The sequence below is a fragment of the Ancylobacter defluvii genome (assembly GCF_018390605.1).
In the GTDB taxonomy this organism is placed as follows: Bacteria; Pseudomonadota; Alphaproteobacteria; order Rhizobiales; family Xanthobacteraceae; genus Ancylobacter; species Ancylobacter defluvii.
Genome location: NZ_JAHBGD010000024.1, coordinates 713,044 through 736,954 on the forward strand (window position 1 = coordinate 713,044; position 23,911 = coordinate 736,954).

The following is a 23,911-nucleotide window of genomic DNA, read 5'->3' on the forward strand; positions in this document are numbered from 1 at the left end:
TCCTCAGGCTTCGAGGCGTACGCGCGGGTCGACCAATCCGTAGAGGATGTCGATCGCGAGGTTCAGCAGCACGTAGAGAATGGCCATGGCGAGCACGAAGCCCTGCACCGGCGCGTAGTCGGAGGTGATCAGCGCCTCGATGGCGTAGGAGCCGATGCCCGGCCAGGCGAACACCTTCTCCACCAGCACATTGGCGCCGAGCAGAAAGGAGAACACCATGCCGAGCGTGGTGATCACCGGCAGCAGCGCGTTGCGGAAGGCATAGCCCATCACGACCTTGGATGGCTTCAGCCCGCTGGCCCGCGCCGTGCGCACGAAATCGGAGGCCAGCACGGCGAGCATTGAGGCGCGGGTCATGCGGGCGATCGGCGCCAGCGAGAAGATGGCGAGCGTCACCGCCGGCAGCCAGATCTGCGACCAGGCGGCGCGAAACACCTCGATATCGCCGGCAAGCAGGCTGTCGATCAAATATAAGCCGGTCACGGTATCGGGCGCGGAGTAGATGAAGTCGAGCCGCCCCATCGGCGCGGGCGCCCAGCCGAGCTTGTAGTAGAACACATAGACCAGCAGCAGCCCGGTGAAGAACACTGGCAACGACACGCCGGCGGTGGCGACGATGCGGCACAGATGATCGATCCACGACCCCTGCTTCACCGCCGCCAGAATGCCGAGCGGCACTGACACCAGCACCGAGATCAGCAGGCCGAGCAGCGTGAGTTCCGCCGACGCCGGCAGGCGGGCGGTGATATCCTCGAACACCGGCTGGCCGGTGGTGAGCGACATGCCGAGATTGCCGGTGGCCAGATCCTTCACATAGGCGAGGAACTGCACCGGCAGCGGCTGATCGAGGCCGAGCGTCGCCTTGATCTCGGCGATGGCCTGCGGGGTGGCCGCGGGACCTGCGAAATAGGCGGCGGTGTCGCCGGGCAGCACCCGCGTCAGCAGGAAGGTGACGATGATGACGCCGATGATACTCGGTATGGCGGTGCCGAGACGACGGACGATCTGCTTGAGCACGCGCACCTCCATGAGACGGACCAGACGGATAGGCAACACGAAGGCACGGAAGGTCGCGTTGAAGGACGAAAAAGCGCAAAGCTCGATGCAGGAGCGACGCGCTCCCTCTCCCCGATGGGGAGAGGGCTGGGGTGAGGGGTCGTCGACGCTTACCGATGCCGCCTCCCTCACCGACCTGCCACACGGGCCACCTCTCCCCAATGGGGAGAGGGAAGTTAAGGGGCCGGTTCCAAGTCTGAGTGCCGCACTTTGGTCACGACGGACTTGGAATGCACCGGACTGAGCATGAACCAGTCCTCCGCCCCGGCCCTCACGCCTTGCGCAGCGTGCGGTAGTCGAGTTGGCGATGGAACCAGTACTGATAGCCGGCAATCGACTTCTGCATGGCCACGCTGAGATAGGGCTGGAACAGCGGCACGCGCGGCATGTCGGCAAAAGCAAGGTCGATGAAGCCGGTGACGTCCTTGTCGTAGACCGGCCAGTCGGATACTGCCGCGGCGGTGCGGGCGCCGTCGATCAGCTTGTCCATCTCGGCGCTCTTGTAGCCCATGGTGTTGAACACCGCGTTCTGGCCGTGATAGGCCCAGAAGAAGAAGTATTCCGGATAATCCAGCCAGCCGGAGAAGAAGTTGGCGATCAGCGGCATCTCCTTCTTGGTGATCTCGCCGCGCCAGTTGGCGCCCGGTATCTTGTTCAGCGTCACCTTGATGCCGATCTGGCCGAGGCTCTCCTGCACCAGCGTGCAGAGCGGCTCGTTCACCACCGCCGCGCCGAGATCGAAGGACAGCGTGGTCTCGAAGCCTTCCGGATAGCCGGCCTTGGCCAGCAGTTCCTTGGCCTTGGCGATGTCGGTGTTGTAGCCATGCGCCTGCGGCCAGACCGGCTCGCTCACCTTGTTCGACGCTGCGCCAAACAGCGGCTTGCCGAGGCCGAACATCACCGCGTCCATGATCTTCTGGTAGGGGATGGCATAGGCTACCGCCTGCCGCACCTCCAGCTTGTCGAAGGGCGGCTTGGTGACGTTCATGCCGATATACTGCACGCCGTTGCTGACCGGGTTCGACACCACCTTGACCTTGCCGGCCTTGTCGAGCTCGACGAAGTCCTTGGCCGGCAAATCGAAGGAGATGTCGGCGTCGCCGCGCTCGATCAGCGCCCGGCGGTTGCCAGCGGACGGCACCATGCGCCACACCACCCGCTTGATCGACGGCATGGGACCGCAAGCCCAGCTGTCGTTGCGCTCGAAGATCACCTCGGTGCCGGACGTCCACTTCGCCACCTTGTAGGCACCGCCGCCGGCGGTGTTCTGCTTGGTGAACTCCATGCCCCATTTGTCCTGTTCGGTGGCCTTGGATTGCACCAGCTTGGAATTGAACACTGAGGGCACGATCACCGCGAGGTCCGGCATGGTCAGCCGGTCCGGGCGCAGGAAGTCGACGCGGAAGGTGTGGTCGTCCACCACCACGAACTGCTCCGGTTTCTCCAGCGAGCCGGCCTTCATCTGGAAGGTCGGGAAGCCGCCGACCGACACCGAACGGTCGAACGACCATTTCACGTCCTGCGCCGTCACCGGCGAACCGTCATGGAAGGTGGCGTTCTTGCGCAGCTTGAAAGTGGCGGAATTGGCGGAGACGTCCCAGCTTTCGGCGAGTTCGGGCACCAGCTTGCTCTGGTCGTAGCTCACCGAACCGTCGGGCAGCGTCTTGGTGCCATAGCTCATCAGCCGGTCGTAGCAGTTCCAAGCCACCTCATAGCCGGGACGGTTGGTGCCGACGCCATGGATGTCGAGATTGTTCGGGCCGGCCTCGCTGACCAGCAGCAATGTTTCGGCCCGTGCCGACTGGGCACTCGCCGACGACCACACCGCCGGCGCCGCGACGCCGGTAGCGGCCACCGAGGAGAGGACGGATGCGGATTTCAGGAATTCGCGACGGTTCATAAGGCGAAGCTCCGAGGATGGCGCCGGGCGCGGGCAACGACAAGCCGGCGGCGGGAACGGACAATGGCTGCTGGGCTCTCGGGAAAATATTGTGCATGCAATTTTGAGATCTTGCGTGCTCAAATTGCTGTCACGCGCGCTGAAATTCTGTGCTGTATGCGAAATACGATTCATGCGATGACATCGGGAGATAGGTGAGCAACCCTTTCGAGCAGGCGCATTCCGCATGGCCGATGAACGGCAGACGCGCACCGAAAAGCTGGCCGGCGAGATTGCCGACGCGATCATCGACGGCTCGCTGGAGCCCGGCACCCGCCTCGACGAGCACATGCTCGCCGCCCGCTACGGCACCTCGCGCACGCCAGTCCGCGAGGCACTGCGCAAGCTGGCCACCACCGGGCTGATCGAGCTGCGCCCGCGCCGCGGCGCCATCGTCACCGAAGTCACCTCGCAGCAGCTGGAGACGCTGTTCGTCGCAATGGGCGAGCTGGAGGCGACCTGCGCCCGCCTCTCGGCGCTGAGCATGACGCCGATCGAGCGACGGCGGCTCGGCGCGCTCTATGACGGCATGGCCGACATGGTGGCCCGCGATGATGTCGAGGCCTATGCCGCCGCCAATACCCACTTCCACACGCTGTTCTATGCCGGCTCGCACAATCCGGTGCTGGCGGACATGACCGCCACGCTGCGGCGGCGGCTGGCGCCGTTCCGCCACGCCCAGTTCCGCGCGCCCGGCCGGCTGGCGCTCTCCCATTCCGAGCATGGGGCGGTGCTGCGGGCGGTGCTGGCCGGCGATGCCGCGAGCGCCCATGCCGCCATGCTGCACCATGTGAGCCTGGTGGAAGACGCCTTCGAGCAACTCGCCGCGCCGTCCTCCTCCAGACGCCGGGCCAACTGACGGCCGGCGGAGAGTCTCTCAAGCCATCCCCCGAAAAAGCTCTCGATTTCAACAGGCTGGAGCCCCGCCACACCCAAAGGCCCATTCCGCTGGCGCGGAACATGCTCTAGTTTCGCGCCCGTTTTGCTATTGTTCAGGAGACCCGCCAATGCGCTTCTATGCTACCGAGGAGATCGAGGCCGCCCTCGACTATCCCCGCCTGGTAGCGGCGCTGCGCGAGGCCTTCGCCAGCCATGACGAGCCGATGCCGGTGCGTGGCGCCTTCGACGTCGGCACGCCGACCGCGCCCGGCCATCTGCTCACCATGCCGGCCTGGAAGCGCGGCGAGGCCATCGGCACCAAGCTGGTCACGGTGTTTCCGAACAATTCCGCCCATGGGCTCGGCGCGGTAGGCTCGCTCTATGCCCTGTTCGACGGCATCACCGGCCAGCCGCGCGCGGTGATGGAGGGTGACGCCCTGACCAACCGCCGCACCGCCGCCGCCTCGGCGCTCGCCGCCTCCTGGCTAGCGCGCCCGGACAGCCACACCCTGCTGCTCGTCGGCACCGGCCATGTCGCGGCACAGCTCGCGCAGGCGCATCGCGCGGTGCGGCCGATCGAACGGGTGCTGGTGTGGGGACGCCGCGGCGACAAGGCCGAGGCGCTCGCCGCGGCGATCGGCACCAGCGGCGTGGAAGCGCGGGCGGTAAGCGATCTCGCCACCGCGGTGGGCGAGGCGGACATCGTCAGCTGCGCCACCACCTCGACCGCGCCACTGGTGAAGGGCGCAGATGTGCGGCCAGGCACCCATATCGATCTGGTCGGCGCCTTCAATCCGGCGATGCGCGAGAGTGACGACGCCTTGGTGCAGCGCGCCGAGGTGTTCGTCGACACCCGTGCCGGGGCGCTGGCCGAGGCGGGCGACCTGCTGCAGCCGATGCGGGCCGGCCTGTGGTCGGCCGAGGCGCTCCGGGCCGATCTGCACGACCTCGCGCGCGGCCGGCATCCCGGCCGACGCACGACGGAAGAGATAACGCTGTTCAAATCGGTAGGCGCGGCGCTGGAGGACCTCGCCGCCGCACGTCTGGTGGTCGGGGACTGATTCGCGTCAGCGACAGCCGTTCAGCGGATGAACTCGATGGTGTCGAGCGCGATCAGCTGGTTGCCCTGGTAGTTGTTGTCATGCAGGCGGCACAGCATGAAACGGTCCGCCACCTCGATCGGCCCATAGGCGGTGACGGTGTCGCCGCTGCGCAGCTTGATGATCAAAGCATGCTTGCGGTCGTCCTTGGCCACTTCCCTGAGCAGATCGCAGATGCTGCGGTCCGTGGTGCAGATGTTCATGGCGTCTCTCCCATAACGTCCACGCCGCTTCGGCCCGGTGGGTTCCAGCCGCACGACTTATTCTGGACATCAACCCGCCACGAACTATCCGGTTCCTTGCCCGCCCCGGCAAGCAGTTTCTGCGCAAGCCTCTGTGAGGTCGAATATTTCCGCAGCGTCAGGAGTCAGCCGGCTACCTTGCGTGCCCGGCGCTTCCGCAATACGGCGATGGCGACAAGCGCCACCACGATGATGCCCATGGAGAACAGCGTCGTCACCGTGCCGAGCGCGTAGAGCACCGGCGTGGTGACGTTGGTGGTCATGCCGTAGATCTCCAGCGGCAGCGTGTTGAAGGTACCCGCCGTCATCAGCGTGCGGGCGAACTCGTCATAGGAGAGGGTGAAGCCGAACAGGCCGACGCCGACGAGGCTCGGCAGGATGATCGGCAGCACCACATGCGCGAAGGTCTGCCAAGAGGTGGCGCCGAGGTCGCGCGCCGCTTCCTCATAGGCCGGGTTGAAGCGATTGAACACCGCGAACATGATCAGGAGGCCGAACGGCAGCGTCCAGGTGAGGTGCGCGCCGAAGGCCGAGGAATACCAGGCCGGGCTCAGCCCGAACACCTGGAAGGCGAGGCCGATGCCGAGCGAGATCAGGATCGAGGGCACGATCAGGCTGGCGATGGTGAGGTAGAACAGCGGGCCCGAACCGAGGAAGCGCCGGCGGAAGGCGAGGCCGGCGAGCAGCGACACCACCACCGTCGCCATCATGGTCATCAGCCCGAGGATGAGCGAGCGGGAGAAGGCACCGCCGAAATCGCCCACCGCCTGCTGCTCGAACAAAAGGTTCTTGAACCAGTGCACCGAGCTGCCGTTCATCGGGAAGGTGAGGCCGCCATTCGGCCCCTGGAACGACAGGATGAAGATCGTCGTCAGCGGGCCGTAGAGGAACAGCACGAACAGCGCGAAGAAGGCGGTAAGGATGTAGAAGCCGAGGCCCCGCTTTTCCGAGTTCATCGCAGATTGTCTCCCTCGCCTCACAGTTCCTTGCGGATATTGACGATGCGCAGGATGCCGCCGACCAGCAGCAGCACGATGATCAGCAGGATCACCGCATTCGCCGCCGCGGCGGGGTATTGAAGCAGCGCGATCTGGTTGGCCATCATCAGGCCCACCGAGGCCGACTGGCCGCCGGACATGAAGCGCACGGTGATGAAGTCGCCCATCACCAGCGTCACCACGAAGATCGAGCCGATGGCGATGCCGGGCTTCGCCAGCGGGATGATGACGTTGGTGAGGATCTGCCAGCCATTGGCCCCGGCGTCGCGCGCGGCCTCGACCAGCGCCCGGTCGATACGCATCAGCGTGTTGAAGATCGGGGTGACCATGAACAGCGTGTAGAGATGCACCATGGCGAGTACCACCGCGAAATCCGAGAACAGCAGGAATTCCAGCGGCTGGTTGATGACGCCCATGCCCATCAGCGTCTGGTTCAGCAACCCGTTGCGGCCGAGGAACGGGATCCACGAGATCATGCGGATGATGTTCGAGGTAAGGAACGGAATGGTGCAGACAAGGAACAGCACCATCTGCATGGTCGTCGAGCGGATATGGAAGGCGAGGTAGTAAGCCACCCAGAAGCCGACGAACAGCGTCACCGCCCACACGATCACCGTGTATTTGAAGGTGTTGATGTAGGTGTTCCAGGTCACCGGCGAGGTGATCGTCTCCTCGTAGTTTGTGAAGACGAAGGCCGGGAAGATCTGGATGGAATCATAATCCCAGAAGCTCACCATCACGATGGTGGCGATGGGCAGCACCAGAAAGGCCGCCAGGATCAGCGTCAGCGGCGTCGCCTGAAGATAGGGCGCGAGGCGTGAGAGCGTCATGCGGGCAATCCGGTGAGCGGGCGATAACCCCCTCCTTGTCAAGGAGAGGGCTGGATGAAGGGCAAGGTGGCTTCCCGTCAAGAAGACCCCTCACCCCATCCCTCTCCCCGACGGGGAGAGGGAGAGGAAGGCGCACTCTCGGAGACCTTGCTCCGCCACAGATCAGGCGGCGATGAACTCGTTCCAGCGGCGAACCATGTAGCGGTCCTCGTCCATCACCGAGTTCCAGCAGGCGACCGCGCCCATGCGCTCCTTGAAGGAGCCGCCGTCGCGCACCGCGCCCACCGTGTACATCACCTTGCCCTCCGGCGAGAGGATGTCGGCCTTGGCCGGCTGGCCGAGCATCCAGAACGCCCATTCGTCCGGCGTCATGTTCTTCTCGGCGGTGGAAAGCACGGCCGAATAGTAGCCCTGGCGGTTCAGATAGGCGCCGACCCAGCCGGACATGTACCAGTTGATGTATTCATAGGCGGCGTCGAGTTGCGCGCCCTTGAGGTGCTTGGCGATGCCGAGGCCGCCGCCCCAGGCGCGGTAGCCCTCTTCCAGCGGCTGGTAGACGCAGGGAATGCCCTTGGAGCGCACCGCCGCCACCGCCGGCGACCACATGGACTGGATCACTACTTCGCCCGAGGCCATCAGGTTGACGCTCTCGTCGAAGGTCTTCCAGAAAGCGCGGAACTGGCCGGCCTTCTTGGTCTTGATCAGGAAATCGATGGTGCCGTCGATCTCCGCCTTGGTCATGTTGCCCTTGTCGCCATACTTCATGATGCCGGCGCTCTCGCAGATCATCGCCGCGTCCATGATGCCGATGGACGGGATGTTCAGGATCGAGGTCTTGCCCTTGAAGGCCGGGTCGAGAATGTCCTTCCAGTTCTTGATCGGCCGGCCGACGAGATCGGGACGGATGCCGAGCGTGTCGGCGTTGTAGATGGTGGGGATCAGCGTCATCCACTGGGTGGGCGCCTTGGCGAACACCTTGGATTCCGGCCCCTCGACGAAGCCGACGGTGTTCGGCGCGGTGCCCTGGGCGATCTTGCTCTCCGGCGTCAGCTTGCCGGTGGTGAAGATCGGCACGATGTCGTCGTAATACTTGATCTTCTTCACATCCATCGGCTGCAGCGTGCCGGCCGGGAACACCTTCTTGCAGATCCAGTATTCGATGTCGGCGATGTCGAAGCTGCTGGCCTGGGTCACCACGCGCTGCGAAACCGCGTCGGAATCGAGCGCGGTCATCTGCAGGGTGATGCCGAGATCGGCCTTGCACTTCTCGGCGATGGCGTTGAGGTTCGACACACCGGTGCCGAACTGGCGCAGGGTGATCGGGTTCTGCGCCCAGATGGTCGGGAAGCCGGTGACGACGCCGGCGCCGGCGGCGAGGCCGCCCGCCGCGGCCGCCCCCTTGAGCAACTGGCGGCGGCTGACGCCCTTCGAGGTGGTCTTCTTCGTCATGTCTGTCTCCCGATATGTCGTTTGGCTGGGATTTCGCGTCGCGCGGCCGTGTCTGTCTGCCGTGTCGTTGTCAGGCGGAAGGCGAAGGCTTGAGGAGGTGGATGTCGTCGGGCGTCCAGGCGAGCGGCACCGCCTCGCCAATGGACAGGGGCTTGGCGAAAAAGGCGGATTCCGGCACCTGCACTGCGAAGTCGTCGACCCCGGGCGCGGCGAGCGCCACCTGCACCTTCTGGCCGTGATATTCGATGTTCTGCACCAGGCCGGTCAGCCCGCAGCCGGGAATGACGGCATCGGCGATGCGGATGCGGTCGGTGCGCACGGCGATCTCCACCGGCGCGCCGGGCTCCAGCCCCGCCTCGTCCGGTGCGGTGAAGGAGACCCCGCCCGGCACCTCGAAGGTCACAGCGCCATCGGCCCTGCCGGCGACGCGGCCGGAGAGGACGTTGTGATCGCCCATGAAGCGGGCGACGAAGGCGGTGGCGGGGCGGTTGAACACCTCGCGCGGCTCGGCTGCCTGCTCGATCCGCCCGCCATTCATCACCACCACCAGGTCGGAAAGCGCCATCGCCTCCTCCTGGCTATGGGTGACGTGGATGAACGAGATGCCGAGCTGCAATTGCAGCTTCTTGAGCTCCTGCCGCACCTTGATCTTGAGGAACGGATCGAGCGCCGACAGCGGCTCGTCGAGCAGCAGCGCCTGTGGATCGGTGATCAGCGCGCGGGCCAGCGCCACACGCTGCTGCTGGCCGCCGGAGAGTTGCGCCGGCCGCCGCTCGGCGAGATGGTCGAGCTGCACCAGCTTCAGCATCTCCATCGCCTTGGCGCGGCGGGTCGACTTGTCGACGCCCTTCATCTTCAGGCTGAAGGCGACATTGTCCACGGTGTCGAGATGGGGAAACAGCGCGTAGCTCTGGAACATCATCGCCGTGCCGCGCCGGGCGGGCGGCAGGTCGGTCACCACCGTCGGGCCGAGGCGGACATCGCCCTGGGTGATGCTTTCATGCCCGGCGATCATCCGCAGCGTGGTGGTCTTGCCGCAGCCGGAAGGGCCGAGCAGGCAGCAATAGGTGCCCTTGGGGATCTTGAGCGACACCGCATCGACCGCCAGCGCCGCCCCATAGCGCTTGGTCACCTGGATCAGCTCGATGTCGGCGCCTTTGCTCATCTGGCCTGTCACCCTCGCTCCTCCGCTCGATGATGATCTTCGCAAAGCCTATGCCAATTGTCGCCGGGGATATCGGATGCCGGAATCGGCGTCGACCCGACGGGTCGAGACGGGAAAGCCGCCAATCGGACGCCCAGCTTTTGGGCATAGTGCGCGAGCCGTGTTCAAATCGGATACAATTTTCCGACTAATCGAATCCAATTCTGAAAAACCCGTGGTCCATTGGTCGAACTTTGCGGCGAAGGCGTTGAGCGCGGCCAGCAAATCGGGGAACGTGACCAAAAGGCACTCCGACAAGATGCCGCCACCCGCCCCAATGGGAGATACGCCATGTTCCGCGTTACGCCTCGTGCCGTCTTCGGCGCCAAGTTCGGTACCACGTTCCGCACCCTGCTCGCTGCGGCCAGCGCCGCCGCCTTCGCCTTCGCTGCCGGCCCCTCGGCGGCGCAGGGCTTTCCCGATCGCCCCATCACCCTCGTCATCCCCTTCTCCGCCGGCGGCTCGACCGATCTCGTCGGCCGGCTGGTTGCCCAGCGCATGAGCCAGGAGCTCGGCCAGTCGGTGGTGGTGGAGAACAAGGGTGGAGCGGGCGGCAATCTCGGCGCCGCGCAGGTCGCAAAGGCCAATCCGGACGGCTACACCATCCTCATGGGCACGGTGGCGACGCACGCGCTCAATCCGGCCCTCTACAAGAAGATGCCCTATGACCCGGTGACGAGCTTCGCGCCGATCTCGCTGCTGGCCGTGATTCCCAACGTGCTGGTGGTGAACCCCGAGTTCCCGGCCAAGACCGTCTCCGAGCTGATCGAGCTGCTCAAGAAGGATCCCGACAAATACAGCTACGCCTCTTCGGGCAACGGCACGCCGCTCCACCTCTCCGGCGAGCTATTCAAGAGCATGGCCGGGGTGCAGATGCAGCACATCCCCTATCAGGGCGCCGGTCCGGCACTGAACGACGTGCTGGCCAACCAGGTGCCGATCATGTTCGACAACCTTCCCTCCTCGGCCGGCCACATCAAGAGCGGCAAGCTCCGGGCGCTGGGCGTCACCACCGCCAAGCGCGCGCCGTCCTTCCCCGACGTGCCGGCCATCGCCGAGACGCTGCCGGGCTACGAGACCTATACGTGGAACGCGCTGTTCGCCCCGGCCGGCACGCCGCCGGAGGCGGTGGCCAAGCTGAACGCCGCCGCCAACAAGGCGATCGCCGATCCGGCGGTGCAGGCGCGGCTCGCCGATTTCAGCGCCATCGTGGTCGGCTCGACCCCGGCGGAGCTGGAGGCGCATGTGAAGGCCGAGATCGCCAAATGGGCGCCGATCGTCAAGGCGTCCGGCGCGCAGCTGGATTGAGCGGCGGCAGCTAGCTTCCTTCTCCCGGAGAGACGGGAGGCGCGCCACACTCGGTGCCGCCCCGACCGAAGGCTGCGATGGTCGGGCCAAGCCCGGCCATCCACGCGGTGTTTGCGGAAGTATCCCGTACAGAACAACGTCATGCCCGGACTTGGCCCGGGCATTCACACCTTCCGGTCGGTACAGGTCCAATCGTCCAGAAGCGCCACCAGTGCGGCGCCCCTTCCCTCTCGCCGTAGAGGAGAGGTGGCCCGCGCAGCGGGGTGGGGCAACCCCATCGGGGAGCCGGCAAGGGCCCTCACCCCTCCCTCTCCCCGATGGCGAGAGGGAGTAGCCCCCGGATCATCGGTTCATTCAGAACACCGTCCCGTCGGCATCGATGGCGATGGGAGGCGGCCCGCCGGGGCGCTTCTGCGCGGCGATCTGCCGTCCCGCCGTCCAGGTGCCGCCCTGCAGCAGTTTGGCGAGCGGGAACTGCGCGGCGTCGAGCCCCAGCCGCTCGCGCACCGCTGCGGCGAGCCGGTCCATCAGCGCCACGGTGAGCGCCCGCCATTCGACGATCATCTCCGAACTCACCGGGTGCTTCTGCGCCGGGTCGATCGGCTCGCGCGGCACGATCAGCCCGAGATCCACCAGCAGGCCGCCATTGCGGTATTCCGGCAGCGCGGTCAACTCGTCGAGGTCGGTCACCACCACGCCGGTCGCCTCGAACGGCTCCAGCAGCGAATAGGTCAGCCACTGCGACAGCTTGTGGAACGGCACCAGCCCGGCCGAGCGGTCCGGCACCGTGATCGCCGGATGCCGGCCGACATCGCCCAGCACCACGCCGTCGACCACCAGCCCCGCCGGCCAGATCGACGACAGCCCGTCGAGCAACGCCTCGAGGATGCGCGCCGCCGGCAGCCGGCCGACCCGTGCCTGCGGCAACAGCGCATCGATCAGCCCGCCCGGCCGCGTGACCCCGTCGCCGAACAGGTCCAGGCGGGCCGCCATCGCTTCGCCGAGCCGGTTGAGCAATGTCACCCGCCCCTCCAGCCCCACCAGCGGATTGCCGGGACCGAGCTGGAAATGCCGGGCCAGCGTCGCGGCATCGAGCCGGATCAGCGCCACGGCATCGACGCGCAGCGGCACCGCCGGATCGGAAGAGAACGCCCCGGCCTCGAACATGCGCAGGCTGGCCACGGCAAGCCCCTCCGAGCGCGTCACCGTAAGCCCGGTGGCGTCCTCGTGGTAGCGCCAGGCATCGCCCGCCCCGGCGTCGAGCAGCACGCTGACCACCGCAAGGTCGACCATGATCCGCGCCGCTTCCTGCGCATCGAGGGTGCCGAGCGTGCCGGCGAGCGCATCCCAGCGGGCCACCCCGCCGGCGTCGAAGTGCCGCCAGCGGCTATGATAGGGGATGTCGAGCGTCGGATAGGCATGGCGCGTCACCTCCGCCACATAATCCGCCACCGCACCGAGCCGCGCCTCGTCGACGGTGAAATGCGACGAGCGTCCCGCCAGCACATGGTCGAGCACCATATGGCTGCGGGCGCGCACGGCGTGGGGCGAGCGCAGGGCGGCGAGTTCGGGGGGGATCATGCGACGTCCTTCTCGGAAGTGGCCGGCGTCAGCGCTTGCGCACGAATTCGGTACGCAGCACCAGGCCCTTGATGCTGTCGTGGCGGCAATCGATCTCGTCCGGATCGTCGGTCAGGCGGATCGAACGGATCACCGTGCCCTGCTTCAGCGTCTGGCCGGCACCCTTCACCTTCAGATCCTTGACGAGCACCACGGAATCGCCGTCGGCGAGGATGTTGCCGGAGGCGTCGCGCACCGCCGTGGCCGCGGCAGTCGCCGCCTTCATCTCCGAGGCCGGACGCCATTCGCCCGTCGCCTCGTCATACACATAATCGTCGTCGCCGGTCATGACCGCCCCTGTCGTCGTGAAAACGCGCGCCGCCGGCATCCATGCACCGTGCGGCAAGCGACGACCCGCCGCGCTACTCCTTCAAGCCGCGCCCCTGCGTCTCGTCATACTGACTCTGGAAGCCGACGCCGTAATAGCCGGCCGACACCTTCGCTTCCATCTCGACTCGCGCATCCTGCGGAATAAGCTCATCGGGGATCGGCACCCGCTCCCCCACCTGGATGCCGGCGCGGTCGAGCGCGTTGAACTTCATGTCGCTCATCGAGGCGAAGCGGTCGATCCGGGTGATGCCCAGCCAGTGGAACACGTCCGGCATCAGCTCCTGGAAGCGCATGTCCTGCACGCCGGCGACGCATTCGGTGCGCTTGAAATAGGTCTCCGGCAGGTCGCCGCCCTCCTGCCGCTTGCGGGCGTTGTAGACGAGGAACTTGGTCACCTCGCCCAGCGCCCGGCCTTCCTTGCGGTTGTAGACCACCAGGCCGGTGCCGCCCTGCTGCGCCATCTCCACGCAGATCTCGATGCCGTGGGCGAGATAGGGCCGGCAGGTGCAGATGTCGGAGGAGAACACGTCGGAGCCGTTGCATTCGTCATGCACGCGGCAGGCGATGGGGGTGACGCCATCGCCGATCTTCGAGGGATCGCCGAACATGTAGAGCGTCATGCCGCCGATCGGTGGCAAAAACACCTTGAGGTCGCCGCGCGTCACCAGTTCGGGGAACATGCCACCGGTATATTCGAACAGCGCCCGGCGCAGTTGCCCCTCGCCCATGCCGAAGCGGGCGGCGATGCCGGGCAGGTACCACACCGGATCGATCGCCGCCTTGGTGACGCGCACATCGCCCTTGGGGCCGATGATGTCGCCGTCGATCTTCAGCCGCCCGGCGCGGATGGCGTCGCGGATTTCCGGCATGTCGATATGGGCGCGGGTGATGGCGATGGTCGGGCGCACGTCGACGCCCTCGGCGATGAAATCGGCGAACGCCTCGCCGATCATGTGGCCATAGGGGTCGATGGAGACGATCTTGGCCGGGTCCGCCCATTGCGGGTGCGGCCCGATCAGGTCGGACGGCGCGGTATTGGTGAGGTCGGCCTTGAAGTCGGCCGGCAGCGCCCCGGCGGCAATGGCGAGCGCGCGATACACCGCATAGCCGCCGCCATGGGTGCCAATGGCGTTGCGTCGCTTGGGATCGGTGAGGGTGGCGACGACCGGGCCGCGCTGGAGCGGCGTCGGCGCGCCCCAGTCGAGCGCTGGCGCGCTGGCGGAGACGCCGGTCGGGGCGCCGTGGGACGTGAGGACGATGTGATTGCGGGAACGACCGCCGGAACCGGTAGTGACGGACATGTTTGGCTCGCTTCTCGCCCGGCCTTGGCGGCCGGTCCTCGGGAAGCACTGAATGTGAGCGCGTTCTGTGACGTTCTGCAAGAGGGTGTCGGGCGGAACATCGAAATTTTCGGACGAACTGGTCCGAAAATTGTATTGCCGGAATGTATCGCCCTTCGCGTTTCCGCTAGCTTGTGGAACTCTGTACCGCCTCACACCCCGCCTTCAGCGAGCGCCTCTCATGACCACGACCGACACCGCGTCCGTCACCGCCCTGCCCCCCACCGTCGTGGTCGATCACCCGCTGATCCAGCACAAGCTGACGCTGATGCGCCGCTCGCGCACCCCGGCCAACGAGTTCCGGCTGCTGCTGCGCGAGATCAGCATGCTGCTGGCCTATGAGGTCACGCGCGACATGCCGCTGGAGCTGACCGAGATCGAGACGCCGCTCGTCACCATGCAGGCGCCGATCCTGTCGGGGAAGAAGCTCTGCCTCGTCTCGGTGCTGCGCGCCGGCGGCGGCATTCTCGAAGGCATGCTGGAGATCCTGCCGGCCGCCCGCGTCGGCCATGTCGGGCTGTACCGCGACCCAGTGTCGCTGCAGGCGGTGGAATATTATCTCAAGCTGCCGCGCGACATTTCCGAGCGCACCGCCATCGTGCTCGACCCGATGCTGGCCACCGGCAATTCGGCGGCGGCGGCGGTCGACCAGGTGAAGGCGGCGGGCTGCCAGTCGATCAAGTTCGTCTGCCTGATCGCCGCGCCGGAAGGGCTGAAGGTGTTCCACGAGGCACACCCGGACGTGCCGGTCTACACCGCCGCGGTTGACAGCCACCTCAACGACCACGGCTATATCGTGCCCGGCATCGGCGATGCCGGCGACCGCATCTTCGGCACCAAGTGAGCGATCCAGAGCGAGGCTTGCATGCAGCGCGTGACCCTGACCATCGACGACGCGCTGCTCGCCGCCCTTGACGCCCATGCCGCGCGGCGCGGCTATGACAACCGCTCGGAAGCGATCCGCGACGCGCTGCGCACCGCGCTCGGCATGGCGGAGGCGCCGACGGCCGACGACGCGCCCTGCATCGCCACGCTGAGCTATGTCTACGATCATGAGAAGCGCGAACTGGCGCGGCGCCTCACCCAGGTGCAGCACGGCCATCACGACCTCACGGTGGCCTCGCTGCATGTCCATCTCGACCATGGCACCTGCCTGGAAGTGACGGTGCTGCGAGGGGCAACCGACGAGGTGAAGCATCTCGCCGACACCGTCGTCACCCAGCGCGGCGTGCGCTACGGGCATCTGCATCTGGTGCCGGCCGGCGAGGACGCTTCAGCGCACGAACATGGGCACAACCATGGGCAAGATCACGGGGACGAGCACGTTCACTCCCGGTGAAAAGCCTTCGCAGCTGCGAAAACCCGATTGACCCGACCTGCCTCCGACGTATGCTGATTTCGTCAAATCATCATACGCAGACGTACGCACCGGGTGCTTCCCGAAGGCGGCCTGCCTGTTCCACAGGGGTTGTCATGTCGAACGCCGTTTCGTCCCACCTGCGCCGCGCCGCGCTTGCCGCTGGCTTTGCGCTTATGCCCGCCCTCGCCTTCGCCCATACCGGCGCCGGCGATGCCCACGGTTTCTCGCACGGTTTCATGCACCCCATCGGCGGTGTCGATCATGTGCTTGCCATGGTGGCGGTCGGCATCTTCGCCGCCCAGCTGGGCGGCCGGGCCATCTGGGCAGTGCCGGCCAGCTTCGTGGCACTGATGGCGGTCGGCGGCTTCCTGGGCATTGCGGGCGTCGGTCTGCCCTTCGTCGAGCTCGGCATCGTCGGCTCCATCGTGGTGCTCGGCCTCGTCGTCGCGCTGGGCTGGAAGAATGCGCCGCTCGGTGCCGCCATGGCGCTGGTCGGCTTCTTTGCCGTGTTCCACGGCCATGCCCACGGTACGGAAATGCCGGCCGACGCCTCCGGCCTCGCCTATGCCGCCGGCTTCATGCTCGCCACGGCGGCGCTGCACATCGCCGGTGTCGGCATCGGCCTCGCGCTCGGCAAGCTCGGCGAAACGCGCGCGCCGCGCCTCACCCAGGCCCTCGGCGCCGTGGTGGCGGTGACCGGCCTCGGCCTGTTGTCGGGCGTCATCTGATCGCCTGCGCGCCGAAACTTTCGGCGCCTCTGTTTGCACGTGCCGCTATTCCGGGCTTCCGATCCGTCGGAAGCCCGGCTACGTTCATCGGCGTCCCTAGGGTTCCGGCATCGGCGATCTCGTATCTCCGCGTGCGTCTGGGCCGAGAGGGACAGCCCGGCGGCGGAGCCTCGCTCCACCACATTCGCCGGGTCCACGGCGGGATAAAAGCCCGGGAGGCTCGCGCGAGCGGTTCGCGGCGTGACCCTCCGGTTCGTCCGAAGGGTTCTCCAAAGACCGGTCGCTAGGACTGATCGCAAGGAGAGAACCTTGATGCGTTCCCATCCCACCCGTTCGACCCGTTTCGCCGGCCTTGCCCCGGCACCCGCCCGCCAGCGCCGCCATCATCCCAATTTCGAGATCCGGGGGATGCAGGGCTGGAAGGCACTGGAATCCGAGGAAAAGCTCTCCGAGGATGGCTGGCGCAAGGAGCAGCAATGGGCGCTCGACATGGGCCTGCCCGGCGCCGATTCCATCAACGACAAGTCGATCCCCACCTTCGCGCGCGGCGAGCTGCCGCATTTCGCCGGCATCAACACCTTCATGAAGGCGCCCTATGTCGAGAACGTCCGCGACGTCGGCAAATATGACGCCGCCGTGGTCGGCATTCCCTTCGACAGCGGCACCACCTACCGCCCCGGCACCCGCTTCGGGCCGCAGGGCATCCGCCGCATCTCGGCGCTCTACACGCCCTACAACTACGAGCTCGGCGTCGATTTGCGCGAGCAGATGACGCTGTGCGACGTCGGCGACGTATTCACCATTCCCGCGAACCTCGAAAAGAGCTTCGACCAGATCTCCAAGGGCGTCAGCCACGTCTTCTCCTCCGGCGCGCTGCCGGTGATGCTGGGCGGCGACCACTCCATCGGCTTTCCCTGCGTGCGCGGCATCGCCGAATGCACCTCGAAGCGCATCGGCATCATCCATTTCGACCGCCATATCGATATCCAGGAGAAGGATCTCGACGAGCGCATGCACACCACGCCGTGGTACTGGGCGACCAACCTGCCGAACGTCTCGCCGAAGAACCTGGTGCAGCTCGGCATCGGCGGCTGGCAGGTTCCCCGCTACGGCGTGCAGGAGGCCCGCAAGCGCGGCACCAACGTGCTAACCATCGACGACATCGAGAAGATCGGGCTGGAAAAGGCCGCCGAGATCGCTCTGGAGCTGGCGTGGAAAGACGCGGATGCCGTCTACATCTCCTTCGATGTCGACAGCATCGACTGCGGCTTCGTGCCGGGCACCGGCTGGCCGGAGCCGGGCGGCTTCCTGCCGCGCGAGGCGCTGAAGATTCTCGGGCTGGTGGCCGCCGAAGGCCTGTGCGGGCTGGAAGTGGTGGAGGTCTCCCCGCCCTACGACACCTCGGACATCACCGCCCTGTTCGGCACCCGCGTGGTGGTTGAGGCGCTCGGCTCCATGCTCGCCCATGGCAAGCTCGGCTCGCACAAGCACATCATCGACAAGCCGGTGAGTTTCTGAGGAAACCGGATCGCCCGCTGTGAAGGCGGCACGCGGACCGGAAACTCCCCTCTCCCCGTGGGGGAGAGGGGTGGGGTGAGGGGGCTCGACGCCTCCCAATCGTTAGAGCCCCTCACCGACCCGCTGCGCGGGCCACCTCTCCCCCAGCGGGGAGAGGAAAAGGATAAGGATATCAATCCATGCATCGCGGACACGACCACGATCATTCCCACGACCACGGCGCGGGCGGCCATTCCCACGCCCATGCGCACTCCCACCCCGGCCACAACCACGGCCACGGCCCCGCGCGCGTGGCGCAGTGGCAGACGCCGCATCTGCCCGAGCAGCCGCCGGCAGCCGAGCACCATCACGACGAACCCGACCTCGATTTGGTCGAGCAGGCCTTCGTCGAGGGCTTCTCGGCGGCATCCGACCCGACCAGCTTCCTGCGTCTGGCCCGTGTGCCCTTCGACGCCATCACCGAGGACGGCACCCGCGTCAGCCTGCTGCGCGTCGAGAGCAACGCCACCACCGATATCGGCGCGGTGATGCCGCATCTCGGCGGCGGCAGCTTCCGCTACGATCCGTTGCCGAAAGCCATGGTGTCGCGCCGCCAGCAGCTGCGCTTCGTCTATTTCGACGGCAAGGGCCTGCGCCCGCTGCCGCTGGCGGAAGTGCGCAGGCTGACCGAGGCTTGACGCCGGCACACGGCGTCGCGCTCGCGCAGTCGTGAGCCGCGCGTGTCGCAATGCCACGCGTTCGATCGCCGCGTGGGCATTTTGACCGGTTGATCGGAACCGATCCAAAGTTCATGGTGCCCACGACGCCCGCTTGGCAGCTGGCAGCCGGAAACCCCGGCCGCCAGCTGCCGGCGAAGCAGAGTGGATGCACTGATGGATTACACCGGGATTTTCCAGGCCGCCGTCGACACGCTGAAGAGCGAGCGGCGCTACCGCACCTTCGCCGAGATCGAGCGCGACGCCGCCCGCTTCCCGCGCGCAACGTGGCATTCGCCGGAAGGCCCGCGCGAGATCGTCATCTGGTGCTCGAACGACTATCTCGGCATGGGCTGCCATGAAAGCGTGGTCGAGGCGATGTGCGCCTCCGCTCGCACCGTGGGTGCCGGCGCCGGTGGCACCCGCAATATTTCCGGCAACAGCCACGCCATCGTCGAGCTGGAGCGCGAACTCGCCGACCTGCATGGCAAGCAGGCCGGCCTGGTCTTCACCTCCGGCTACATCTCCAACGAGACCGGCATCTCCACCCTCGCCCGGCTGATCCCGGACTGCCTGATCCTCTCCGACGCGCTCAACCACAATTCGATGATCGAGGGCGTGCGCCACGCCGGGCGCGACAAGGCGGTGTTCCGCCACAACGACCTTGCGCATCTGGAAGAGCTGCTCGCGGCGGCCGGCGACCGGCCGAAGCTCGTCGTGTTCGAGAGCGTCTATTCGATGGACGGCGACGTGGCGCCGATCGGCGCCATCTGCGACCTCGCCGAGAAATACGGCGCCATGACCTATCTCGACGAGGTGCACGCGGTGGGCATGTACGGCCCGCGCGGCGCCGGCCTTGCCGAGCGCGACGGGGTGATGCACCGTGTCGACGTCATCGAGGGCACGCTCGGCAAGGCGTTCGGCGTGGTCGGCGGCTATATCACCGGCAAGACGGCGGTGATCGACGCCGTGCGCTCCTATGCACCGGGCTTCATCTTCACCACCGCGCTGCCGCCGGCGGTCGCCGCCGCTGCCGCCGCCTCGGTCCGCCACCTCAAGGCGTCGAGCGCGGAGCGCGACCGGCAGCAGGAGCAGGTCGCCAAGGTGAAGAACGCCTTCGAGGCCGCCGGCCTGCCGCAGCTGCTCACCGACACCCATATCGTGCCGGTGATGGTCGGCGACGCGGAGGCCTGCAAGGCGGCCAGCGACATGCTGCTCGCCGAGCACGGCATCTACATCCAGCCGATCAACTACCCGACGGTGCCGCGCGGCACCGAGCGGCTGCGCATCACCCCCGGCCCGCTGCATGACGATGCCCTCGTCGCCCAGCTCACCGCCGCCATGGTCGATGTGTGGACGCGGCTCGGCCTCGACTTCGTCGCCCAGGCGGAGGCCGCCGAGTAAGACGGCGGCGCAGCGGGGCGAAGTCGGTCAGTCCTTGGTTTCGGCCTCGGGATCGGCGGTACCGGCCTTCGGCACCGCCGACGGCCCGAACACGAAGCGCACCACCAGCGGCAAGGCCAGCGACAGTCCGACGAAGCGCGCCAGATGGTGCGCGGCGACGAAGGCCGGATCGACGCCGAGCACGAAGGCCATGATGGTCATCGCCTCCAGCGCGCCCGGCACATAGGCGAGGAAGACCTTGGAGAGCGGCTCGCCGGCGAGCCAAGCCGCCGCCACCGCGAAGAGGAAGGCGACGCTCACCGCCAGCGTCAGCGCCACCAACCCGTCGAGGAAGAAGCGCCGCAGCGTCGCCAACGAGGTGCCGGCGAAGCGGCCGCCGGAATTGGCGCCGAGAATCCCGAAGCCGGCGATCAGCAGCAGGTCCGGCAGCCGCCCCTGCACGATGCCGGTGCCATGCAGCACGCCGCTGGTCAGCATCGCCCCGACCATGGCGCCGCCGGGAAACCGCACCCGCTCGAACAGGAAGGCGCCCACCGCTCCCGCCCCCAGCGACAGCAGCAGATTATACAGGTCCGGCACCACCGGGTTGATCGGCAGCGTCCCGGCGGGCTGGTGGCCGAGCCCGCCCATCGCCGCCGGCAGCAGCGCCACCAGCACGAACAGCCGCAGCGACTGGCCGAACACCACCCGGCGCACATCGGCGCCGGAGGTTTCCGCCATGATCAGCACCGCGGACAGCGCCCCGGGCGCGGCGGCGAAGAAGGCGCTGCGCCGGTCCCATTTGGCGACCTTCTCCAGATACAGCCCCACCACGATCATCATCGCCGGCAGCGAGACCATCAGCACCACCATGGTCACCGGCCAGGTGGTGATGCCCTTCAGCGTTTCCGGCGACACCGCCGCGCCGATCGAGGTGCCGAGAACCACGAAGGTGACGTCGCGCACCCGTCGTCCGACCCGCACCGGCGCGCCGGCCAATGCGGCGATGGCGCAGGCGACCAGCGCGCCCGACAGCCAGCCCGCCGGCATGCCGAGAAAGGCGAACAGCCCGCCGCCGGCGAAGGCCAGCGCCAGTGTGGCGAGCGCCCAGCCCTGTCGACGCAACCAGGCACGGCGAGATTCGGAAGTTTGCGGATTCGGCATCAACGGCGATTTCGTTTGCTGCGGATCAATGCGCCACCCGTCCACGAAGGTCAATTTCGACGCATGACCAGTTCCGCTCTTTTTCACGCCGAGCGCGCCGTGCCGCGCTACACCTCCTATCCCACCGCGCCGCATTTCAGCGCGGAGGTCGATGCCGCCCGGCACGCGCAATGGCTCGCCGCGCTGCTGGCCGGGGCCAGCCTGTCGCTGTATCTGCACGTGCCGTTCTGCTCGTCGATCTGCTTCTATTGCGGCTGCACCACCAAGGCGACCCGGCGGGCCAGTCCGGTCGCCGCCTATGCCGCCCGGCTGGAGCGCGAGATCGAGAGGGTGGCGGCGCAGGCTGGCGGCCGGCCGGTCACGCATATCGCCTGGGGCGGCGGCACGCCGAGCCTGATCGGCCCGGAGGCGCTGCGCCGGCTCCATGCCCGCATCGCCGGCTGGTTCGACCTCGAGCCGCTGGCCGAGCACGCCATCGAGCTCGACCCGCGGGAGACCGATGGGCCGCTGGCCGACGCCCTCGCCGCCATCGGCGTCGACCGGGTCAGCTTCGGCGTGCAGGACTTCAGCGCCCATGTGCAGAGCGCCATCGGCCGGGTGCAGCCCTTCGGAACCGTCGAGCGGGCGGTGAGGCTGATGCGCGAGAACGGGGTCGGCGCGATCAATCTCGACCTGATGTACGGCCTGCCGCACCAGACCGCGCGCGACGTGCGCCGCACCGCCCATATAGCGGCGCAGCTTAAGCCCGAGCGCCTCGCTTTGTTCGGCTATGCCCATGTGCCGTGGGTGCGGCCGAATCAGCGGCTGATCGACCAGACCGCCCTGCCCGGTGCCGCCGAGCGGCTGGAGCAGGCGGAAGCGGCGCGCGAGACGCTGGTGGCGCTCGGCTATGTCGCCATCGGCCTCGACCATTTCGCCCGGCCGGACGACCCGATGGCAGTGGCGGCCCGCGAGGGGCGGCTGCACCGCAATTTCCAGGGCTACACCGTCGATCGGGCCGAGGCGCTGATCGGCTTCGGCACCTCGGCCATCAGCCGCTTTCCGCAGGGCTTCACCCAGAACGCGGCGGATACGCCTTCCTATATCCGCGCCATCGATGCCGGCGGCCTGGCTACGGTGCGCGGCGTCGCCTTCACCGGCGACGACCTGCGCCGCGGCGCGCTGATCGAACGGCTGATGTGCGATTTCGCGGTGGATCTCGACGAGGAGATCCTCATCGAGGCCACCCCGCGTCTGGCGCCGCTGGCGGCGGATGGGCTCATCCGAATCGAGGGCCGGCACGTGGAGGTCACGCCGAGCGGGCGGCCCTTCGTGCGGCTCGCCGCCGCCGCGCTCGATGCCCGGCTGCAACAGGGCGCTGCCCGGCACTCGGTCGCGGTGTGAGCGTTGCCCAAGGCCGGGTTGCCCTGGCACCGACGTTGCCCCGGCACCGACCGGCAAAACAAAACGCCCCGCGGCAAGCCACGGGGCGCGTGAAGGAGCGGCGCCGAGAGCGCCAAGGGGTTGAACGCCTCATGCCGCACGACCGGATGAACTTGTTCTTGTTTGTCCCCCTCCGGCGTATTTCGTGTGTCTCAGGCGGCGCCGGCGAGGCGCTGCATGCTGCCGCGATCGCGGATGCGCACCTCGTCGGCGCGCAGCAGCGCGACGAGGCCGCGGCGCTTCAGCTCGGAAAACGCCCGGCTCACCGTCTCCAGCGTCAGGCCGAGGAAGTCGGCGATCTCCTGCCGGGTCATGGCGATATGCACCGAGCCGTCGCGGGGCGCGCCGGGAGCCGGCTCCGGCATCAGCCGCAGCAGGAAGAAGGCCACGCGCTCCAGCGCCGACATGCGTCCTAGCGCCAGCGCATGCGCATGCATGGTGCAAAGCTGGCTCTCGAAGCGGCGCAGCAGCCGGGCGGCGAGCGCGGCGTCGCGCTCCAGCGCCCCGCGCTCATGCGGGACCACCAGGCTGGCGGTCAGCGTTTCGGCGGAACAGGCATAGGCATCGCCGCAGGCAAGGCCGAACATGTCGCCGGGGCCGAGCAATTCAACCACCTGGCGGCGACCGTCGGGCAGCAGCTTGGTCAGCATCACCGCGCCCTCGGCCACCTCCATGATGCGCCGGGCCGGATCGCCCTCATGCAGCAGCGTCGTGTGAGCGGGAACGCGGGTGCCCGGGACCGGATGTTCGGCCGGGCCACCCGCATGAATGGAACCGCGCATAGTGGAGGTGCCGTGGCTGGTGCCGATCCGATCCTCGATTGCCTGCCGCATGGGAGCCTCCGTTCTGACTGGCTCGAACCATAGGCGGGTGCGCTGCGGCGCATAGTTGGGGCGGCTGCGTAAGGGAAACTGCGCAAGCCGACTCACACATCCGGCAACGCCGCGACCAACGCGGCGAAGTCCAGCGGCTTGCGCACCACCATCAGCGGCCCGAGGCCGCGCAGCTGGTGGTCGATCACGGTTTGCGACTGGCCGGTCACCACCACCACGCGGGGTGGTCCGGCAAGGCGCTGCAGCCACCGCACCGCCTGCCCGCCGGGAATGCCGGGCAGGCTGAGATCGACCAGCACTACATCGCTGGCAGCGGGGGGCGATTGGGAGAAGAAGCTTTCGGCCGTCCTGTGGAAGACCACTTCATGGCCGAGGTTGTTCAGGGCAAGGCCGAGCGAATCGCTCACCCCGCCATCGTCCTCGAGCACGTGAATTCGCAACGCAGCGCCTCCCGCTTTTTCCTGAGGGTGGCGAAGGCGGCGGATGACGGCAATTCGTAGGAATGCGAAGCCC

23 protein-coding genes and 1 riboswitch are annotated in these 23,911 nt (G+C 67.2%); of the genes, 10 read left to right on the top strand and 13 right to left on the bottom strand.

What is annotated here, in order from left to right; all coding sequences use genetic code 11:
• Window positions 1-3 precede the first annotated feature (3 nt).
• Complete coding sequence (locus tag KHC24_RS19520; protein ID WP_373878583.1) at window positions 4-1,029, bottom strand: ABC transporter permease; 1,026 nt, start codon at window positions 1,027-1,029, stop codon at window positions 4-6.
• A 298-nt stretch (window positions 1,030-1,327) separates the two neighbouring features.
• Window positions 1,328-2,956 carry an ABC transporter substrate-binding protein gene (locus KHC24_RS19525; protein WP_213364961.1) on the bottom strand — a complete coding sequence of 543 codons (1,629 nt, stop codon included), beginning with the start codon at window positions 2,954-2,956 and terminating at the stop codon, window positions 1,328-1,330.
• A gap of 226 nt (window positions 2,957-3,182) precedes the next feature.
• On the opposite strand from KHC24_RS19525, the gene KHC24_RS19530 reads away from it, so the two are divergent.
• Entirely contained in the window at window positions 3,183-3,854 is a 672-nt protein-coding gene (locus KHC24_RS19530; RefSeq protein ID WP_213364962.1) for a GntR family transcriptional regulator, read from the top strand.
• 148 nt (window positions 3,855-4,002) lie between these two features.
• Window positions 4,003-4,935 carry a bifunctional Delta(1)-pyrroline-2-carboxylate/Delta(1)-piperideine-2-carboxylate reductase gene (lhpI, locus tag KHC24_RS19535; protein WP_213364963.1) on the top strand — a complete coding sequence of 311 codons (933 nt, stop codon included), beginning with the start codon at window positions 4,003-4,005 and terminating at the stop codon, window positions 4,933-4,935.
• 20 nt (window positions 4,936-4,955) lie between these two features.
• Here the strand turns inward: lhpI and KHC24_RS19540 are convergent, their stop codons facing one another.
• The 5 genes from KHC24_RS19540 to KHC24_RS19560 all read right to left on the bottom strand — a co-directional run bounded on the left by KHC24_RS19540 (window position 4,956) and on the right by KHC24_RS19560 (window position 9,658).
• The gene (locus KHC24_RS19540; RefSeq protein ID WP_213364964.1) at window positions 4,956-5,177 is read right to left on the bottom strand and encodes a hypothetical protein; all 222 of its coding nucleotides are present in this window, start codon (window positions 5,175-5,177) and stop codon (window positions 4,956-4,958) included.
• Window positions 5,178-5,341: 164 nt separating this feature from the next.
• Window positions 5,342-6,172 carry an ABC transporter permease gene (locus KHC24_RS19545; RefSeq protein WP_213364965.1) on the bottom strand — a complete coding sequence of 277 codons (831 nt, stop codon included), beginning with the start codon at window positions 6,170-6,172 and terminating at the stop codon, window positions 5,342-5,344.
• Window positions 6,173-6,192: 20 nt separating this feature from the next.
• Window positions 6,193-7,044 (bottom strand): ABC transporter permease, encoded by an 852-nt coding sequence (locus tag KHC24_RS19550; RefSeq protein WP_213364966.1) that lies wholly within the window; start codon window positions 7,042-7,044, stop codon window positions 6,193-6,195.
• 162 nt (window positions 7,045-7,206) lie between these two features.
• Window positions 7,207-8,493, bottom strand: a complete 1,287-nt coding sequence (locus KHC24_RS19555) for an ABC transporter substrate-binding protein (RefSeq protein ID WP_213364967.1) — start codon at window positions 8,491-8,493, stop codon at window positions 7,207-7,209.
• Window positions 8,494-8,563: 70 nt separating this feature from the next.
• Window positions 8,564-9,658 carry an ABC transporter ATP-binding protein gene (locus KHC24_RS19560; protein WP_213364968.1) on the bottom strand — a complete coding sequence of 365 codons (1,095 nt, stop codon included), beginning with the start codon at window positions 9,656-9,658 and terminating at the stop codon, window positions 8,564-8,566.
• Between the two features lie 330 nt (window positions 9,659-9,988).
• Here KHC24_RS19560 and KHC24_RS19565 point away from each other — a divergent pair, with 330 nt between their 5' ends.
• Complete coding sequence (locus KHC24_RS19565) at window positions 9,989-11,005, top strand: Bug family tripartite tricarboxylate transporter substrate binding protein (RefSeq protein WP_213364969.1); 1,017 nt, start codon at window positions 9,989-9,991, stop codon at window positions 11,003-11,005.
• A gap of 354 nt (window positions 11,006-11,359) precedes the next feature.
• Here KHC24_RS19565 and KHC24_RS19570 read toward each other — a convergent pair whose 3' ends face one another.
• The 3 genes from KHC24_RS19570 to KHC24_RS19580 all read right to left on the bottom strand — a co-directional run bounded on the left by KHC24_RS19570 (window position 11,360) and on the right by KHC24_RS19580 (window position 14,256).
• Entirely contained in the window at window positions 11,360-12,586 is a 1,227-nt protein-coding gene (locus KHC24_RS19570; RefSeq protein ID WP_213364970.1) for a URC4/urg3 family protein, read from the bottom strand.
• A gap of 28 nt (window positions 12,587-12,614) precedes the next feature.
• Window positions 12,615-12,914 (bottom strand): alkylphosphonate utilization protein, encoded by a 300-nt coding sequence (locus KHC24_RS19575; protein ID WP_213364971.1) that lies wholly within the window; start codon window positions 12,912-12,914, stop codon window positions 12,615-12,617.
• A gap of 73 nt (window positions 12,915-12,987) precedes the next feature.
• Window positions 12,988-14,256, bottom strand: a complete 1,269-nt coding sequence (locus tag KHC24_RS19580; protein WP_213364972.1) for a GTP cyclohydrolase II — start codon at window positions 14,254-14,256, stop codon at window positions 12,988-12,990.
• A 220-nt stretch (window positions 14,257-14,476) separates the two neighbouring features.
• Between KHC24_RS19580 and upp the strand changes: the two genes are divergently transcribed.
• From upp to hemA, 6 genes are all read left to right on the top strand, one after another.
• Window positions 14,477-15,139 carry a uracil phosphoribosyltransferase gene (gene upp, locus KHC24_RS19585; RefSeq protein WP_213364973.1) on the top strand — a complete coding sequence of 221 codons (663 nt, stop codon included), beginning with the start codon at window positions 14,477-14,479 and terminating at the stop codon, window positions 15,137-15,139.
• 21 nt (window positions 15,140-15,160) lie between these two features.
• The gene (gene nikR / locus KHC24_RS19590) at window positions 15,161-15,634 is read left to right on the top strand and encodes a nickel-responsive transcriptional regulator NikR (protein ID WP_213364974.1); all 474 of its coding nucleotides are present in this window, start codon (window positions 15,161-15,163) and stop codon (window positions 15,632-15,634) included.
• 134 nt (window positions 15,635-15,768) lie between these two features.
• Window positions 15,769-16,383, top strand: coding sequence for a HupE/UreJ family protein (locus KHC24_RS19595; RefSeq protein WP_213364975.1), 615 nt, complete (start codon window positions 15,769-15,771; stop codon window positions 16,381-16,383).
• Between the two features lie 85 nt (window positions 16,384-16,468).
• Window positions 16,469-16,603, top strand: a riboswitch (guanidine-I (ykkC/yxkD leader).
• Between the two features lie 92 nt (window positions 16,604-16,695).
• Window positions 16,696-17,901, top strand: coding sequence for an agmatinase family protein (locus KHC24_RS19600; RefSeq protein ID WP_213364976.1), 1,206 nt, complete (start codon window positions 16,696-16,698; stop codon window positions 17,899-17,901).
• A 179-nt stretch (window positions 17,902-18,080) separates the two neighbouring features.
• Window positions 18,081-18,578: a hypothetical protein gene (locus KHC24_RS19605; RefSeq protein ID WP_213364977.1), complete on the top strand. Its 498-nt coding sequence runs from the start codon at window positions 18,081-18,083 to the stop codon at window positions 18,576-18,578.
• 195 nt (window positions 18,579-18,773) lie between these two features.
• Window positions 18,774-20,000 carry a 5-aminolevulinate synthase gene (gene hemA / locus KHC24_RS19610; RefSeq protein WP_213364978.1) on the top strand — a complete coding sequence of 409 codons (1,227 nt, stop codon included), beginning with the start codon at window positions 18,774-18,776 and terminating at the stop codon, window positions 19,998-20,000.
• Between the two features lie 27 nt (window positions 20,001-20,027).
• Here the strand turns inward: hemA and KHC24_RS19615 are convergent, their stop codons facing one another.
• The gene (locus KHC24_RS19615) at window positions 20,028-21,143 is read right to left on the bottom strand and encodes an AbrB family transcriptional regulator (protein WP_213364979.1); all 1,116 of its coding nucleotides are present in this window, start codon (window positions 21,141-21,143) and stop codon (window positions 20,028-20,030) included.
• A 63-nt stretch (window positions 21,144-21,206) separates the two neighbouring features.
• Here KHC24_RS19615 and hemN point away from each other — a divergent pair, with 63 nt between their 5' ends.
• Window positions 21,207-22,526: an oxygen-independent coproporphyrinogen III oxidase gene (gene hemN, locus KHC24_RS19620; RefSeq protein ID WP_213364980.1), complete on the top strand. Its 1,320-nt coding sequence runs from the start codon at window positions 21,207-21,209 to the stop codon at window positions 22,524-22,526.
• A 191-nt stretch (window positions 22,527-22,717) separates the two neighbouring features.
• Here hemN and KHC24_RS19625 read toward each other — a convergent pair whose 3' ends face one another.
• Both KHC24_RS19625 and KHC24_RS19630 read right to left on the bottom strand, forming a co-directional pair.
• Window positions 22,718-23,398: a Crp/Fnr family transcriptional regulator gene (locus KHC24_RS19625; protein ID WP_213364981.1), complete on the bottom strand. Its 681-nt coding sequence runs from the start codon at window positions 23,396-23,398 to the stop codon at window positions 22,718-22,720.
• A gap of 92 nt (window positions 23,399-23,490) precedes the next feature.
• Window positions 23,491-23,826, bottom strand: a complete 336-nt coding sequence (locus KHC24_RS19630) for a response regulator (RefSeq protein WP_213364982.1) — start codon at window positions 23,824-23,826, stop codon at window positions 23,491-23,493.
• Between the last annotated feature and the right edge of the window lie 85 nt (window positions 23,827-23,911).